General features: G+C 65.8%; 12 protein-coding genes and 2 tRNA genes. 11 read left to right on the forward strand and 3 right to left on the reverse strand.

What is annotated here, in order from left to right:
• Positions 1 to 39: 39 nt before the first annotated feature.
• From dnaA to K3U94_RS00045, 9 genes are all read left to right on the forward strand, one after another.
• Positions 40 to 1509 carry a chromosomal replication initiator protein DnaA gene (gene dnaA, locus K3U94_RS00005; protein ID WP_220695205.1) on the forward strand — a complete coding sequence of 490 codons (1470 nt, stop codon included), beginning with the start codon at positions 40 to 42 and terminating at the stop codon, positions 1507 to 1509.
• A 536-nt stretch (positions 1510 to 2045) separates the two neighbouring features.
• Positions 2046 to 3242 carry a DNA polymerase III subunit beta gene (gene dnaN / locus K3U94_RS00010; protein WP_220695206.1) on the forward strand — a complete coding sequence of 399 codons (1197 nt, stop codon included), beginning with the start codon at positions 2046 to 2048 and terminating at the stop codon, positions 3240 to 3242.
• A gap of 39 nt (positions 3243 to 3281) precedes the next feature.
• Positions 3282 to 4442: a DNA replication/repair protein RecF gene (gene recF / locus K3U94_RS00015; RefSeq protein ID WP_047321129.1), complete on the forward strand. Its 1161-nt coding sequence runs from the start codon at positions 3282 to 3284 to the stop codon at positions 4440 to 4442.
• Positions 4439 to 5017: a DUF721 family protein gene (locus tag K3U94_RS00020; RefSeq protein WP_047321130.1), complete on the forward strand. Its 579-nt coding sequence runs from the start codon at positions 4439 to 4441 to the stop codon at positions 5015 to 5017. The genes recF and K3U94_RS00020 overlap by 4 nt, the downstream gene beginning before the upstream one ends.
• A 199-nt stretch (positions 5018 to 5216) precedes the next feature.
• Positions 5217 to 7268, forward strand: coding sequence for a DNA topoisomerase (ATP-hydrolyzing) subunit B (gene gyrB, locus K3U94_RS00025; protein WP_109519704.1), 2052 nt, complete (start codon positions 5217 to 5219; stop codon positions 7266 to 7268).
• A gap of 80 nt (positions 7269 to 7348) precedes the next feature.
• Positions 7349 to 11104, forward strand: coding sequence for an intein-containing DNA gyrase subunit A (gene gyrA, locus K3U94_RS00030; protein ID WP_220695207.1), 3756 nt, complete (start codon positions 7349 to 7351; stop codon positions 11102 to 11104).
• A 55-nt stretch (positions 11105 to 11159) separates the two neighbouring features.
• A complete protein-coding gene (locus K3U94_RS00035) occupies positions 11160 to 12023 on the forward strand; it encodes a DUF3566 domain-containing protein (protein ID WP_220695208.1) in 864 nt (287 codons plus the stop codon).
• 73 nt (positions 12024 to 12096) lie between these two features.
• Positions 12097 to 12170: transfer RNA gene (locus K3U94_RS00040), tRNA-Ile, on the forward strand.
• Between the two features lie 12 nt (positions 12171 to 12182).
• A tRNA-Ala gene (locus tag K3U94_RS00045) sits at positions 12183 to 12255 on the forward strand.
• Positions 12256 to 12289: 34 nt separating this feature from the next.
• Here the strand turns inward: K3U94_RS00045 and cwsA are convergent.
• Positions 12290 to 12715 (reverse strand): cell wall synthesis protein CwsA, encoded by a 426-nt coding sequence (gene cwsA / locus K3U94_RS00050; protein WP_220695209.1) that lies wholly within the window; start codon positions 12713 to 12715, stop codon positions 12290 to 12292.
• 40 nt (positions 12716 to 12755) lie between these two features.
• Here cwsA and K3U94_RS00055 point away from each other — a divergent pair, with 40 nt between their 5' ends.
• Entirely contained in the window at positions 12756 to 13304 is a 549-nt protein-coding gene (locus tag K3U94_RS00055) for a peptidylprolyl isomerase (RefSeq protein WP_220696602.1), read from the forward strand.
• Between the two features lie 9 nt (positions 13305 to 13313).
• On the opposite strand, the gene K3U94_RS00060 is transcribed toward K3U94_RS00055, so the two are convergent.
• Entirely contained in the window at positions 13314 to 13745 is a 432-nt protein-coding gene (locus tag K3U94_RS00060) for a PH domain-containing protein (RefSeq protein ID WP_220695210.1), read from the reverse strand.
• Positions 13746 to 13886: 141 nt separating this feature from the next.
• Positions 13887 to 14171, reverse strand: a complete 285-nt coding sequence (crgA, locus tag K3U94_RS00065; protein WP_047321136.1) for a cell division protein CrgA — start codon at positions 14169 to 14171, stop codon at positions 13887 to 13889.
• A 92-nt stretch (positions 14172 to 14263) separates the two neighbouring features.
• Here crgA and K3U94_RS00070 point away from each other — a divergent pair, with 92 nt between their 5' ends.
• The gene (locus K3U94_RS00070; protein ID WP_047321137.1) at positions 14264 to 15025 is read left to right on the forward strand and encodes a DUF881 domain-containing protein; all 762 of its coding nucleotides are present in this window, start codon (positions 14264 to 14266) and stop codon (positions 15023 to 15025) included.
• Positions 15026 to 15054 lie beyond the last annotated feature (29 nt).

Raw genomic sequence — 15054 nt, forward strand, 5'->3', positions numbered from 1 at the left:
GTGCCCGGCCAGACGGCGTCGAACCAGGGGGATGGGGCTTTGAGTGAGGACCCCGGCACTGCGTTCCTCAGTCTCTGGGACGAGGTAGTAGCCGAACTCAACGGTGACGCCCCACCAACCAACGGTTCGGCCCCAACCCTGACTCCACAGCAGAAGGCCTGGCTCAAACTCGTCCACCCGCTGGCCATCGTTGAGGGCTTCGCCCTGTTGGCGGTTCCGAGCAGCTTCGTCCAGAACGAGATCGAACGGCATCTGCGTGCCCAGATCACCGAGGCGCTCAGCCGGCGCCTCGGTCACGCCATCGAGCTCGGTGTTCGGATCTCGCCACAAGCCGCCGACGAGCAACCCAGCACCTCGAACACCGACGGTGCCGCCGACGTCCGCGCCGACGAAGAGGACGACGAGACCACCGACGTCGAATACGACTGGCCCAACTATTTCACCGAACGACCCAGTGATGACTCGCCCACGGCCGACGGTGCGAGCCTCAACCGGCGCTACACCTTCGACACCTTCGTCATCGGAACCTCCAACCGATTCGCCCACGCCGCCGCCTTGGCCATCGCCGAAGCACCGGCGCGTGCCTACAACCCGCTCTTCATCTGGGGTGAGTCCGGACTGGGCAAGACCCATCTATTACACGCGGCCGGCAACTACACCCAGCGGCTCTTCCCCGGGATGCGCGTCAAGTACGTCTCCACCGAAGAGTTCACGAACGACTTCATCAACTCTCTTCGTGACGACCGCAAGGTCGCGTTCAAGCGCAGCTACCGCGACATCGACGTGCTGCTGGTCGACGACATCCAGTTCATCGAGGGGAAAGAAGGTATCCAGGAAGAGTTCTTCCATACCTTCAATACTCTGCACAACGCCAACAAGCAGATCGTGATCACGTCCGATCGGGCGCCCAAACAGCTTGCCACCCTGGAAGATCGGCTTCGCACTCGTTTCGAATGGGGCTTGATCACCGACGTCCAGCCGCCGGATCTGGAGACCCGGATCGCCATTTTGCGCAAGAAGGCGCAGATGGAGCGCCTCGACGTGCCGGGCGACGTGCTCGAACTCATCGCCACCAGCATCGAGCGGAACATCCGGGAACTCGAGGGCGCGCTGATCCGAGTCACCGCATTTGCCTCGCTCAACAAGACCCCGATCGACCGGTCCTTGGCCGAGATCGTGTTGCGTGACCTGATCGCCGACGCCAGCACCATGCAGATCAGCGCCGCGATCATCATGGCGGTGATCGCCGAGTACTTCGACACCTCAGTTGAGGAACTGCGCGGTCCCGGCAAGACCCGACCGCTGGCGCAGTCCCGCCAGATTGCGATGTATCTGTGCCGCGAACTGACCGACCTGTCGCTGCCCAAGATCGGCCAGGCATTCGGCCGTGATCACACCACCGTGATGTATGCCGAGCGCAAGATCCGCGGCGAGATGGCCGAGCGTCGTGAGGTCTTCGATCAAGTCAAAGAGCTCACCACCCGGATCCGGCAGCGCGCCAAGCGCTGATTCCCGGGCTGTTGTTGCGGACGTTCTTACAAAAAAACTTTGGACCCACTCGTACCACCCGTCACGGTGTGGCCCTGTGGATACCGCTGCGGACAACCTGTCCACGATCGAATGAGGAACCGTCAGTCGATACACACCGACTGCTTCATGCACAGCCGCGCCGACCGGCCCGGGCGTGTCATTCACCGCTCCTCCCCAACCCCGCGCCCCCGCTCAGCAGCGACGATGCCACGCTGTACCCACCATCCACAGGGCTTACTACTAATACTGGAAGTTATCCCTCGATTCTTTCTAAAAACAGGTCGTTGGGGATTCGGGTGAACCCGGCCTGTTCACAACCGGCTCGTCTCCGCGCCGGCCAAGCCCGTCCTGAGCCACTCGGTGTCGAGGTTTAACTTTCAAGAAGGCCGTCCAGGCTCTACGGTTGGTGACCTACCGCTCTTACACTTCGGCGTGGGGCGTTGCACGGCCGCGGGTGGGGGTGTTCACCAGTCGCCGCAGGGTAGAGCTCGATATCGGGGTGACGAGAGGACGCTATGGACGCGGCGACCACGAACGCGGGTCTGACCGACTTGAAGTTCCGCCTGGACCGGGATGACTTCGCTGACGCGGTGGCGTGGGTGGCGAAGTCTTTGCCGGCCCGGCCTACCGTGCCACTGCTGGCCGGGGTGCTGCTGACCGGTTCCGACAACGGCCTGACGGTGTCCGGATTCGACTACGAAGTCTCCGCTGAAGTTCAGCTGGCCGCTGAGATCGCTTCTCCGGGAAGCGTTTTGGTGTCCGGTCGACTGCTTTCGGATATCACCAGGGCACTCCCCGCCAAGCCGGTCGAAGTCCAGGTCGAGGCCACCCGGGTCTCTTTGACCTGTGGTAACGCACGATTCTCGCTGCCGACCATGACGGTCGAGGACTACCCCACCCTGCCGACCCTGCCCGACGAGACCGGTGTGTTGTCCGCAGATGTGTTCGCCGAGGCCATCGGCCAGGTAGCCGTGGCGGCCGGCCGCGACGACACGTTGCCCATGTTGACCGGCATACGTGTCGAAATCTCTGGTAATACAGTGGTTTTGGCAGCGACCGACCGCTTCCGTCTGGCGGTCCGAGAGTTGAGTTGGACCGCGGCACCAGGTACCGAAGCCGCGGTACTGGTTCCGGCCAAAACTCTCGCCGAAGCGGCGAAGGCCAGCAGCGACGGCAACGAGGTGCACCTGGCTCTGGGAGCTGGGGCGGCGGTCGGCAACGAGGGGCTGTTGGGAATCACCAGCGCTGGAAAGCGCAGCACCACCCGACTGCTGGATGCGGAATTCCCGAAGTTCCGGCAGCTATTGCCCAGCGAACATCTCGCGGTAGCGACCATCGGTGTGGCCGAGCTTACCGAAGCGATCAAGCGTGTGGCGTTGGTGGCTGACCGGGGTGCGCAGGTGCGCATGGAGTTGTCCGAGGGCACCCTGCGCCTTTCGGCGGGCGCCGAAGATGTCGGCCGCGCCGAGGAGGATCTGCCGATCGACTTCGTCGGCGAGCCGTTGACCATCGCGTTCAACCCGACCTACCTCACGGACGGCTTGGGTTCGCTGCACAGCGAGAAGGTGTCGATGGGTTTCACCGATCCGAAGAAACCCGCGGTGCTGCGCCCCGCCAGTGCGGAGGATCCGGCGCTGATCGGTGATGGTCCGTTCCCGGCGGTGCCGTCGGATTACGTCTACCTGTTGATGCCGGTTCGCCTGCCCGGCTGATCGGCGCGGGCCCCGACGACGGGAGGGGTTGGTTTCTCGGTGTATGTCCGCCACGTGGGCCTGCGGGATTTCCGGTCCTGGGCGCACGTCGACCTGGAACTGGAACCGGGCGCGACGGTGCTGGTCGGGCCGAACGGCTTCGGGAAGACCAATCTTGTCGAAGCACTGTGGTATTCATCCACTTTGGGTTCACACCGGGTGGCCACGGACGCGCCACTGATTCGATCCGGCGCCACTCGCGCGGTGGTTTCTACGATCGTGGTGAACGAGGGCCGCGAACTGGCGGTTGATCTGGAGATCGCCGCAGGCCGAGCCAACAAGGTGCGGCTCAACCGCGCCCCGGTGCGGCACGCCCGTGAAGTCATAGGGGTACTGCGCGCGGTGTTGTTCGCCCCGGAAGACCTGGCGCTGGTGCGCGGAGATCCCGGTGAGCGCCGCCGCTACCTCGACGAGTTGGCAAGCGTGCGCCGTCCGCGGATCGCCGCGGTGCGGGCCGACTATGACAAGGTGCTGCGACAACGCACCGCACTGCTCAAGAGTGCGCCGGGTGCACTGCATCGCGGTGACCGAGCGGTGCTCGACACCCTCGACGTGTGGGATTCCCAATTGGCCCTGCACGGTGCGGAGCTGATGGCCGCCCGGATCGAGCTGGTCAACCAGTTGGCGCCGGAAGTCGAGAAGGCCTACCAACTGCTGGCGCCCGGGACCAGGACCGCCGCCGTGGCCTATCGGCCAAAACTGGAGATCGCCCTCGGTGCGGAGAACCAGGGCGCGGCCGAACTACAAGAGGCCCTGCTCGCCGAGTTGGCGCGCCGCCGCAGCGCGGAGTTGGACCGCGGCGTGTGCTTGGTGGGCCCGCACCGCGATGAGTTGGAGTTGCGGCTCGGCGACCGGCCGGTGAAAGGCTTTGCCAGCCACGGTGAGTCGTGGTCGATGGCCCTGGCGCTGCGATTGGCTTCCTATGAACTCCTCCGTAGTGAGGGTGCCGAACCAGTGCTGCTGCTCGATGACGTCTTCGCGGAATTGGACGCGGCGCGGCGCCGGGCGCTGGCCGGCGTCGCCGCGTCGGCCGAACAGGTCTTGATCACCGCGGCCGTCCCGGACGACATCCCCGCCGACTGGCAAGCCCGCCAGATTCGGATCGCCGTCACCGAAGGCGACGAGGGCAGGGTGTCGGAATTGGTTGGTGGCATTCCGTGACCGACTTCGACGAGTCGAAGGACGAACCGGCTCTGCAGCCACCGGCGCACCTGGCCGGGCTGACTGGCATGGATCTTGTTCGCCGGACCCTTGCCGAAGCGCGCGAAGCGGCCCGCAGCCAGGGCAAAGACGTCGGGCAGGGACGCCGCGCCCCGCTGCGCCGCCGTACCCCGGCTACCGGTGGCGGTCGCCGCAGCTGGTCGGGGCCGGGACCGGATCGGCGTGATCCCCAGACCCTGGGCGCGGCCACCCGCGATCTTGCGCAGTCCCGAGGATGGTCAGCACAAGTGGCCGAAGGCACGGTGCTGGGACAGTGGCGTTCGGTGGTCGGTGACGACATCGCCTCGCACGCAACCCCGACCCGGCTCTCCGACGGTGTGCTCAGCGTCGTGGCCGAATCGACCGCCTGGGCCACCCAGTTGCGCCTGGTCCAGGCCCAGTTGCTGGCCAAGATCGCCGCCGCCGTCGGTGACGGCGTGGTCAAGACCCTGAAGATCACCGGTCCGACCGCGCCGTCGTGGCGCAAAGGACCGTTGCACGTCTCGGGCCGGGGACCGCGCGACACCTACGGCTGAGGCGCCGCCGGAATCGGGCGGCTCAGTGGCGCTACGAGCAAAAAAATCGTTCCGGCCAGCGGCCGGACACGAGGCAAACCGTGATATCGACGCCACGGCGCAACCAGATAGGCAGAAACACCCCGAGAAAATGCTCGCCGTCGGGACCCCAAGGTAGACTGGCTCAGTATCCCGCCCATACACCTGAGTGATGCGGCGAATGCTGACTTGCGAACCTGAGGAGAGCTCCCCGACCGTGGCTGCCCAAAACAAGTATGGTGCCGATTCGATCAAGGTTCTCGAAGGCCTCGAAGCAGTCCGCAAAAGACCCGGTATGTACATCGGCTCCACCGGTGAACGCGGTCTACACCACCTGATCTGGGAGGTGGTCGACAACGCGGTCGACGAGGCCATGGCCGGGTTCGCCTCCAAGGTGACGGTGCGCATCCTCGAAGACGGCGGCGTCGAGGTCACCGATGACGGTCGTGGCATCCCGGTGGCGATGCACGCCACCGGCGTACCGACGGTGGACGTCGTCATGACCGTGCTGCACGCCGGCGGAAAATTCGAAGAAGGCGCCTACAGCGTCTCCGGCGGTTTGCACGGCGTCGGCGTCTCGGTGGTCAACGCGCTGTCGACCCGCCTGGAAGCCGACATCTTCCGGGACGGTTACGAGTGGTTCCAGACCTACGACAAGTCGGTGCCAGGAACCCTGCGCAAGGGTGAGAAGAGCAAGAAGACCGGCACCACCATCCGATTCTGGGCTGATCCGGACATCTTCGAAACCACCACCTACGACTTCGAGACGGTCGCGCGGCGCCTGCAGGAGATGGCGTTCCTCAACAAGGGCCTGACCATCGACCTGACCGACGAGCGGGTGCGGGTCGAAGAGGTCGTCGACGAGGTGGTCAGCGACACCGCCGAAGCCCCGAAGACCGCCGAGGAACAGGCCGCCGAGGCCGTCGCCCCGCACAAGGTCAAGCACCGTGTCTTCCACTACCCGGGCGGCCTGCGCGATTTCGTTCAACACATCAACCGCAGCAAGACCGCGATTCACCCGACCATCGTCGACTTCGACGGCAAGGGAACCGGACACGAAGTCGAGATCGCTCTGCAGTGGAACGGTGGTTACTCGGAGTCGGTGCACACCTTCGCCAACACGATCAACACCGCCGAGGGCGGAACGCATGAAGAGGGCTTCCGGTCGGCGTTGACCAGCGTCGTCAACAAATACGCCAAAGACAAGAAGCTGCTCAAGGACAAAGACCCCAACCTCACCGGCGACGACATCCGGGAGGGTCTGGCCGCGGTCATCTCGGTGAAGGTGTCTCAGCCGCAGTTCGAGGGCCAGACCAAGACCAAGCTGGGCAACACCGAGGTCAAGTCGTTCGTGCAGAAGGTCTGCAATGAGCAACTCGGCCACTGGTTCGAGGCCAACCCTGCCGAAGCCAAGACCATCATCAACAAGGCGGTCTCCTCGGCGCAGGCTCGGATGGCCGCCCGCAAGGCCCGAGAACTGGTGCGGCGCAAGAGCGCTACGGATCTGGGCGGCCTTCCCGGCAAGCTGGCCGACTGCCGCTCCAACGACCCAAGCAAGTCCGAACTGTATGTGGTGGAGGGTGATTCGGCCGGCGGCTCGGCCAAGAGCGGCCGGGACTCGATGTTCCAGGCGATCCTGCCGCTGCGCGGCAAGATCATCAACGTCGAGAAGGCACGCATCGACCGCGTCCTGAAGAACAACGAGGTCCAGGCGATCATCACCGCCCTGGGCACCGGTATTCACGACGAGTTCGACATCTCCAAGCTGCGCTATCACAAGATCGTGCTGATGGCCGACGCCGACGTCGACGGCCAGCACATCTCGACACTGCTGCTCACCCTGCTGTTCCGTTTCATGCGGCCGCTGGTGGAGCACGGACACGTGTTCTTGGCGCAGCCGCCGCTGTACAAGCTCAAGTGGCAGCGCGGTAACGAGGCCGAATTCGCCTACTCCGACCGCGAACGCGACGGTCTGCTCGAGGCCGGCAAGGCCGCCGGCAAGAAGATCAACATGGACGACGGCATCCAGCGCTACAAGGGTCTCGGCGAGATGGACGCCAAGGAGCTGTGGGAAACCACGATGGACCCCAGTGTGCGGGTGCTGCGTCAGATCACCCTCGACGACGCCGCCGCAGCGGACGAGCTGTTCTCGATCCTGATGGGCGAGGACGTTGAGGCCCGGCGCAGTTTTATCACGCGGAACGCGAAAGACGTGCGTTTCCTGGATGTTTAGCGATGTACCGCGACGTTGGACGACGTCGACGAGATAACGCGATATCCGACCCGACTGACCTCTGACAGAACGAGGAATAGATGACAGACACCACGCTGCCACCCGGAGACGACTCGGTAGACCGGATCGAGCCGGTCGACATCCAACAGGAGATGCAGCGCAGCTACATCGACTACGCCATGAGCGTGATCGTGGGCCGTGCCCTTCCCGAAGTTCGTGACGGTCTCAAGCCGGTGCACCGCCGGGTGCTCTACGCGATGTACGACTCCGGATTCCGGCCGGACCGCAGCCACGCGAAATCCGCACGGTCGGTTGCCGAAACGATGGGTAACTACCACCCGCACGGTGACGCCTCGATCTACGACACCCTGGTCCGGATGGCCCAGCCCTGGTCGCTGCGCTACCCCCTGGTCGACGGTCAGGGCAACTTCGGGTCGCCGGGTAACGACCCCGCGGCCGCCATGCGTTACTGCGTCACCGGTGAGGCACTGGTGCGGTTGCCTTTCGGCCAGTCGGTGCGCATCGGCGATGTGGTGCAGGGCGCCCGGCCCAACTCCGACAATGACGTCGAGTTGAAGGTTCTGGACCGACACGGCAACCCGGTGGTCGCCGATCGACTGTTCCACTCCGGTGAGCATGAGACGTACCGTGTGCGAACCGCCGAGGGCTATGAAGTCACCGGTACGGCAAACCACCCGTTGCTCTGCCTCGTTGACGTCGGCGGCGTACCCACTCTGCTGTGGAAGTTGGTTGAGGAGATCCGTCCCGGCGATCACGTTGCGCTGCAACGGACGCCGCCGACCGAGTTCGGTCCGGCAGACTGGGTCACGACCATGGAAGCCCTGTTGGCGGGCGCATTCGTCAGCGAAGGCTTCGTGTCCGAGAACCGCGCCGGCTTCAACAACCTCGACGCCGACTACTTCGGCATGGTTGTTGCCGCCTACGACGCTGTCGTTGGCGGCAATCGATATGTGTCGCAGCGCATCATCAGGTCGGGTTCGTTGCTGCATGAGCTCGACGTCCAGAACCTCGCCGACCTGAAGCGGTCACGGCTGGCAGAGCTCATTGGCCAGCGATCAGCGGATAAATCGGTCCCGGACTGGATTTGGCAGACCCCTGTGGCCGCCAAGCGAGCGTTCCTGCAGGCGTTGTTCGAAGGCGATGGGTCTTGCTCGGCGCTGCCCCGCAATACGATTCAGGTGTCGTACTCCACGCGCAGCGAGCGGCTTGCCAGGGATGTGCAGCAGATGCTGCTGGAGTTCGGCGTGGTGTCCAAGCGGTACCGGCACGCCACCGGAGAGCACAAGGTCGTCATCACCAACCGGAGCCAGGCCGAACTGTTCGCAAGCCAAATCGGCTTCGGCGGCGTCAAGCAGGAGAAGCTGGTCGGCATCCTGTCATCCCTGCCGCCGTGTGCCGGCAGGGACGGAGATCATGTTCCGGGCCTGGCGGAGTTCATCCGCACGCATTGCGGCAGCCGATGGGTCGACAAGGAATGGTTGCACAAGCACAACATCGACAGCCTCTCTCGTTGGCGGCAACAGGGCGCTGAGATTTTGAGTCATATAGCCGACCCGGATGTTCGTGCTATCGCTTCCGAACTGACCGATGGGCGTTTCTACTATGCCGCGGTCGAGTCGATCGCCGGGGCGGGTGTCCAGCCAGTCTACAGCCTGCGAGTGGACACCGAGGACCATGCGTTCGTCACCAACGGGTTCGTCAGCCACAACACCGAGGCCCGGCTGACCCCGCTGGCCATGGAGATGCTGCGCGAAATCGACGAGGAAACAGTCGATTTCGTTCCGAACTACGACGGCCGGGTGCAGGAGCCGACCGTGCTGCCCAGCAGGTTCCCGAACCTGCTGGCCAACGGTTCCGGCGGTATCGCGGTCGGTATGGCGACCAACATCCCACCGCACAACCTGCGGGAACTCGCCGAGGCGGTGTTCTGGTGCCTGGACAACCACGAAGCCGATGAAGAGAGCACCCTGGAAGCGGTGATGGAGCGGGTCAAGGGCCCGGACTTCCCCACCTCCGGCCTGATCGTCGGTTCCCAGGGCATCAGCGACGCCTACCGCACGGGCCGGGGTTCCATCCGGATGCGCGGTGTGGTCGAAATCGAGGAGGACTCGCGCGGGCGGTCCCTGCTGGTCATCACCGAGCTGCCGTACCAGGTGAACCACGACAACTTCATCACGTCGATCGCCGAGCAGGTGCGCGACGGAAAGTTGGTGGGAATCGCCAACATTGAAGACCAGAGTAGCGACCGGGTGGGTCTGCGCATCGTCGTGGAGATCAAGCGCGACGCCGTGGCGAAGGTGGTGCTGAACAACCTCTACAAGCACACCCAGCTGCAGACCAGCTTCGGTGCCAACATGCTCTCGATCGTCGACGGCGTGCCGCGCACCCTGCGGCTGGACCAGATGATCCGGTACTACGTGGCCCACCAGCTCGACGTGATCGTGCGGCGCACCACCTACCGGCTGCGCAAGGCCAACGAACGGGCCCACATTCTGCGCGGCCTGGTCAAGGCGCTCGACGCCCTGGACGAAGTCATCGCGTTGATCCGCCGGTCGGAGACCGTCGACGTGGCCCGCCAAGGGTTGATCGAACTGCTCGACATCGATGACATTCAGGCGCAAGCGATCCTGGACATGCAGCTGCGCCGGCTGGCCGCGCTGGAACGCCAGAAGATCATCGACGACCTGGCCAAGATCGAAGCCGAGATCGCTGACCTGGAAGACATCCTGGCCAAGCCGGAGCGGCAGCGCGCGATCGTGCACGACGAGCTCGCCGAGATCGTCGAGAAGCACGGCGACGACCGCCGGACCCGGATCATCCCCGCCGACGGTGACGTCGCCGACGAGGACCTGATCGCCCGCGAGGATGTCGTCGTCACGATCACCGAGACCGGTTACGCCAAACGCACCAAGACCGATCTGTACCGCAGCCAGAAGCGGGGCGGTAAGGGCGTGCAGGGCGCCGGCCTCAAGCAGGACGACATCGTGGCGCACTTCTTCGTCTGTTCGACGCACGACTGGATCCTGTTCTTCACCACGCAGGGCCGGGTGTACCGAGCGAAGGCCTACGACCTGCCGGAGGCGTTGCGCACCGCGCGCGGCCAGCACGTCGCCAACCTGCTGGCCTTCCAGCCCGAGGAGCGCATCGCTCAGGTCATCCAGATCAAGAGCTACGAAGATGCGCCGTATCTGGTGCTGGCCACCCGCAACGGACTGGTCAAGAAGTCCAAGCTGACGGACTTCGACTCGAACCGCTCCGGCGGCATCGTGGCGATCAACCTGCGCGATGGGGACGAGTTGGTCGGCGCGATGTTGTGCTCTGCCGAGGACGACCTGCTGCTGGTGTCGGCCCTCGGACAGTCCATCCGCTTCTCGGCGACCGACGAGGCGCTGCGGCCGATGGGCCGGGCCACCTCCGGTGTGCAGGGTATGCGGTTCAACGCCGAGGACTACCTGCTGTCGCTCAATGTGGTCCGGGAGGGCACCTATCTGCTGGTGGCCACCGCTGGCGGGTATGCCAAGCGGACCGCGATCGAGGAGTACACCACGCAGGGCCGTGGCGGTAAGGGCATTCTGACCGTCCAGTACGACAAACGCCGTGGCCGGCTGGTCGGGGCCCTGATCGTCGACGACGAGAGCGAGCTGTATGCGATCACCTCCGGCGGCGGAGTGATTCGCACCGCGGCGCGGCAGGTTCGCAAGGCCGGACGGCAGACCAAGGGCGTTCGGTTGATGAACTTGGGTGAGGGCGACACACTGATAGCGATTGCGCGGAACGCCGACGAAGAGGCGGCCGACGAGGACTCGGGTAGCTGAACCCGACCGAGACCCGGCCGCGGCGCGGTGGGGATACGCAGGTAAGGAGCCGTGGGTGAGCGCACCGAACGAGCCGGGGCACCCGGGCAACGGGGGCAAGGCGGAGTCGGCCGGAAACGGTCCGGCCGACGCAGGCCAGCGGCCCCCGGGCCGTCCCGGCCGGATTACCGAGACCGGGGAAGCCCCGCCGTGGCAACGCGGCGGCCAGGGCCGGCCGCCCGGCCCGGCCCGGCCCGCAGACGCCGGCTCGCACTCCCCCGGCGTTGACGAGCGGATACGCCGGTTCGTGTCCGGTACGGCCGCCCCGACAGCGCCTCCCGCGCCCGGTGCGCCGCAGCAGGCTCCGGCCAAAGCCCCGGCGCAGGCCAAGCCGCCGGCTCCCGCTAAGCCGCCGGCGCAGGCCAAGCCGCCGGCGCAACCGGCCAAGGCGGCAGCCAAGGCCGTGCCGCCGGTGAAGCCCGCCCAGCCCGACGACGCCTACGGCAGCGAGCTGCCGGATCTGTCCGAACCGGCGCAGCGCCGCTCTGCGGTCCGCCGCCCCCCGGTGTCGGCGGGGCCGCGCGGCCCGTTGCGGGCCAGCATGCAGATCCGGCGGATCGACCCCTGGAGCGCGCTCAAGGTGTCGTTGCTGCTGTCGACGGCGCTGTTCTTCGTCTGGATGATCGCGGTGGCGGTGCTGTACGTCGCGTTGGGCGCGATGGGTGTCTGGAGCAAGCTGAACAGCAACGTGGGTGACCTGCTGACCAACAACAGTGCCGCCGAACTGGTTTCCGCCGGTTCGATTTTCGGCGGCGCCGCGTTGATCGGGCTGGTGAACGTGGTGGTGCTGACCGCGATGGCCACCCTCGGCGTGGTGATCTACAACCTCAGCACCGACGTTGTCGGCGGCGTGGAGGTAACCCTGGCTGACCGGGACTGACCGGCCGGGTGGCGGCGGCATTTTGGTGAGCGGGCGCCCGGTGCGGTAATCTCGCTCGGTCGCAGACGACTACGGGCCTATAGCTCAGGCGGTTAGAGCGCTTCGCTGATAACGAAGAGGTCGGAGGTTCGAGTCCTCCTAGGCCCACGAGTCCCACCAGGGGCCTTAGCTCAGTTGGTAGAGCGCTGCCTTTGCAAGGCAGATGTCAGGAGTTCGAATCTCCTAGGCTCCACAATGCGACCGCGAACGCGTCGCCCCCCGGCGTACTAAATCTTGTGCTGTGCGTCCACGCTCGGTGGGCGCGGCGACGGCTCCTCCGGCCGCTTCGAGCGGCGGATCACCACCACCGCGACCCCGCCCGCCAGCAGCGCCGCACCGGTGGCCGCCGCGATCACCCAAGACCGGCGAACATGACGGCGAGGAGCGCTACCTTCCAGCAGCTCCGGGAAGGCGGCAACGGCCTCTTGGGCGGCGGCAAGCTCCCGGGCCGCGGCTTCGGCGGCTTCGGCAACCCGGTCGGACAGCTGGCTCTCGCGATAACGCCGGCGCAATTCCACCGCCCCGCGGCGCACTGCGTCGCCACTGAGCCCCACGGCGCCCCGCGCCACGTCCACCGGCCCGGCAGCGGTATGGGCCAGCCCCCGCGTCAGGCGCTCTCGGTGGGTCAACGGGGTCTCGGTCGCCAGGCGCATGGGCACAACGCTACCCGTGACGCAGCCCACCACGCCGGGAATGGCAGACTGTGATCCCATGACCTCCAGCTCTATTGCCACCGCAACTGCCACGCTGCACACCAACCGCGGTGACATCAAGATCGCGCTGTTCGGCAACCACGCCCCCAAGACCGTCGCCAACTTCGTCGGCCTGGCCCAGGGCACCAAGGAGTACTCGACCACCAACGCCTCCGGCGGCTCGGCGGGGCCGTTCTACGACGGCGCGGTGTTCCACCGGGTGATCGGCGGCTTCATGATCCAGGGCGGCGACCCGACCGGCACCGGTCGCGGCGGGCCCGGCTACAAGTTCGAGGACGAGTTCCACCCCGAGCTGGTGTTCGACAAGCCCTACCTGCTGGCGATGGCCAACGCCGGTCCCGGCACCAACGGCTCGCAGTTCTTCATCACCGTGGGCCAGACCCCGCACCTGAACCGCAAGCACACCATCTTCGGTGAGGTCGTGGACCCGGACTCGCAGGCCGTTGTGGACGCCATCGCCACCACCGCGACCGACCGCGCCGACCGGCCCACCGAGCCGGTCGTGATCGAGTCGATCACCGTCGCCTAAACAACGGTCTCAGCGGCCGGTGTAACCGGCCGCTGACAGCGCCTCGAACACGTCGCGCGGGTCGGTTCCCAGATCCCACCGCGACAGGATCAGCATCTGGTCATCGCGCGTCTCGATCTCGAGTAGCCGGTGTTTGCGCCCGATGCGCTGATACTCCGTGACGCGAAGCCGGGTCAGGCTGTCCGGGGTCAGCACCCGGGTGCGCCACCAACCGCGCACCGCCAGGCCGTCGAACGTCAGCGCAAGCTTGGGCCGGGCCCGCCAGGAGAATCCGGCAAACACCAGCAGGCCGACTCCGGCAATGCCGGCGAGAACACGTCCGGGCGCATCTGTGGCGACCGTCACAGCGCTGATAGCTAACGCTGCCCCGACAAGCGCGCAACCAGCGATTCCGCCGGAAGGCGGCGACCATTCGGTTTGCTCCTGCCCGCCCTGAGTCATTTCGACCTGCGGGTTTCAAAGTTATCTACAGGAGTTGTCCACAGTGGGGATAAATCACATCGTTGTGATTGAGCAATTGCTTGGTTGCCCAGCTGGCATCGGCGGCGGCGCGACATAACCGAAATACCGCGTCTGCGCAGCTCAGTGCCAGCGCATGGTCAGCAACAGCCCGGTGATCATGAAGGCAAACGCGATGGCGTAGTTCCACGGGCCCAGCTCAGCCATCCAGTTGAGCGCCGCGGGAGCGTCCAGTCCGGTGGCCCCCAGCTGATACACCATCAGCCACACCAGTCCGAGGAGCATCAGCCCCAGGAACAGGGCGACGAACCATGCGCTGGATGGGCCGCCCTTCACCTTGACCGGGGTACGGCTCACCGCCGAGGGGGTGAAGCTGGTGGTCTTCTTGCGAACCTTGGACTTGGGCATCGGTACCTCGGGACGGTGCGGCGTGAAGCTGCGAGTATGGGTCGGTACGAGATTAGCCCAGCAGCACAATCTAACCGAGAACGGGAGAGCCGATGGAGCGCAACGGGCCGCCGTCTCCCGGCCGCCGCTCCCCATGGCAGCTCGGAGTCCCGCTGGTCTGCTTACTGGCCGGCTTGCTGCTGGCGGCCACCCACGGTGTCTCCGGCGGCAAAGAGATCCGCCGTGGGGACGCCCCCCGGCTGGTCGACCTGGTCCGCTCGACCCAGGCCACGGTGGAAGAACTCACCACGCAGCGCGACACGTTGGCAACCGCCGTGGGTTCGGTACACGGCCGAGGCTCCGGCGTTGCCCTGTCGGCGATGCGCAAACGCACCGAGCAACTCGCCGAGGCCGCCGGTTTGGAGGCGATGCACGGGCCGGGCCTGGTGGTGACGCTCACCGACGCCCAGCGCGACGCCAACGGCCGGTTCCCCCGCGATGCCTCCCCCGACGATCTCGTGGTGCACCAACAGGACATCTCCGCCGTACTCAACGCACTGTGGAGCTCCGGGGCTGAAGCGGTGCAGATGCAGGACCAGCGGATCACCGCTACGTCGGCACCGCGCTGTGTGGGCAACACCCTGCTGCTGGACGGTCGAACCTACAGCCCCCCGTATGTGGTGACCGCGATCGGTGACCCGGCCGCGATGCAGGCCGCGTTGGCCGCAGATCCCCTGGTCACGCTCTACAAGCAGTACGTGATCCGGTTCGGTCTGGGCTACAGCGAGCAGGTCAGTACGGACCTGGAGGTCGTCGAGACACCGGCGCTCGCCCGGATGCGCTATGCCGTGCCGGCCGGGCCGGTCGACTACTGACACCGGTCCCCGCGCCGTGCGGCGGTAGC

The sequence above is a fragment of the Mycolicibacter heraklionensis genome (assembly GCF_019645815.1).
GTDB lineage: Bacteria > Actinomycetota > Actinomycetes > Mycobacteriales > Mycobacteriaceae > Mycobacterium > Mycobacterium heraklionense.

Excerpts from the sequence above, each read along its gene's own strand:
- K3U94_RS00060 (WP_220695210.1), bottom strand. The coding sequence starts at position 13,745 with ATGACTCAGGGCGGGCAGGAGCAAACCGAATGGTCGCCGCCTTCCGGC.
- K3U94_RS00055 (WP_220696602.1), top strand. The coding sequence starts at position 12,756 with ATGGCAGACTGTGATCCCATGACCTCCAGCTCTATTGCCACCGCAACT.
- gyrA (WP_220695207.1), top strand. The coding sequence starts at position 7,349 with ATGACAGACACCACGCTGCCACCCGGAGACGACTCGGTAGACCGGATC.
- crgA (WP_047321136.1), bottom strand. The coding sequence starts at position 14,171 with ATGCCCAAGTCCAAGGTTCGCAAGAAGACCACCAGCTTCACCCCCTCG.
- cwsA (WP_220695209.1), bottom strand. The coding sequence starts at position 12,715 with ATGCGCCTGGCGACCGAGACCCCGTTGACCCACCGAGAGCGCCTGACG.
- K3U94_RS00070 (WP_047321137.1), top strand. The coding sequence starts at position 14,264 with ATGGAGCGCAACGGGCCGCCGTCTCCCGGCCGCCGCTCCCCATGGCAG.
- gyrB (WP_109519704.1), top strand. The coding sequence starts at position 5,217 with ATGCTGACTTGCGAACCTGAGGAGAGCTCCCCGACCGTGGCTGCCCAA.
- dnaN (WP_220695206.1), top strand. The coding sequence starts at position 2,046 with ATGGACGCGGCGACCACGAACGCGGGTCTGACCGACTTGAAGTTCCGC.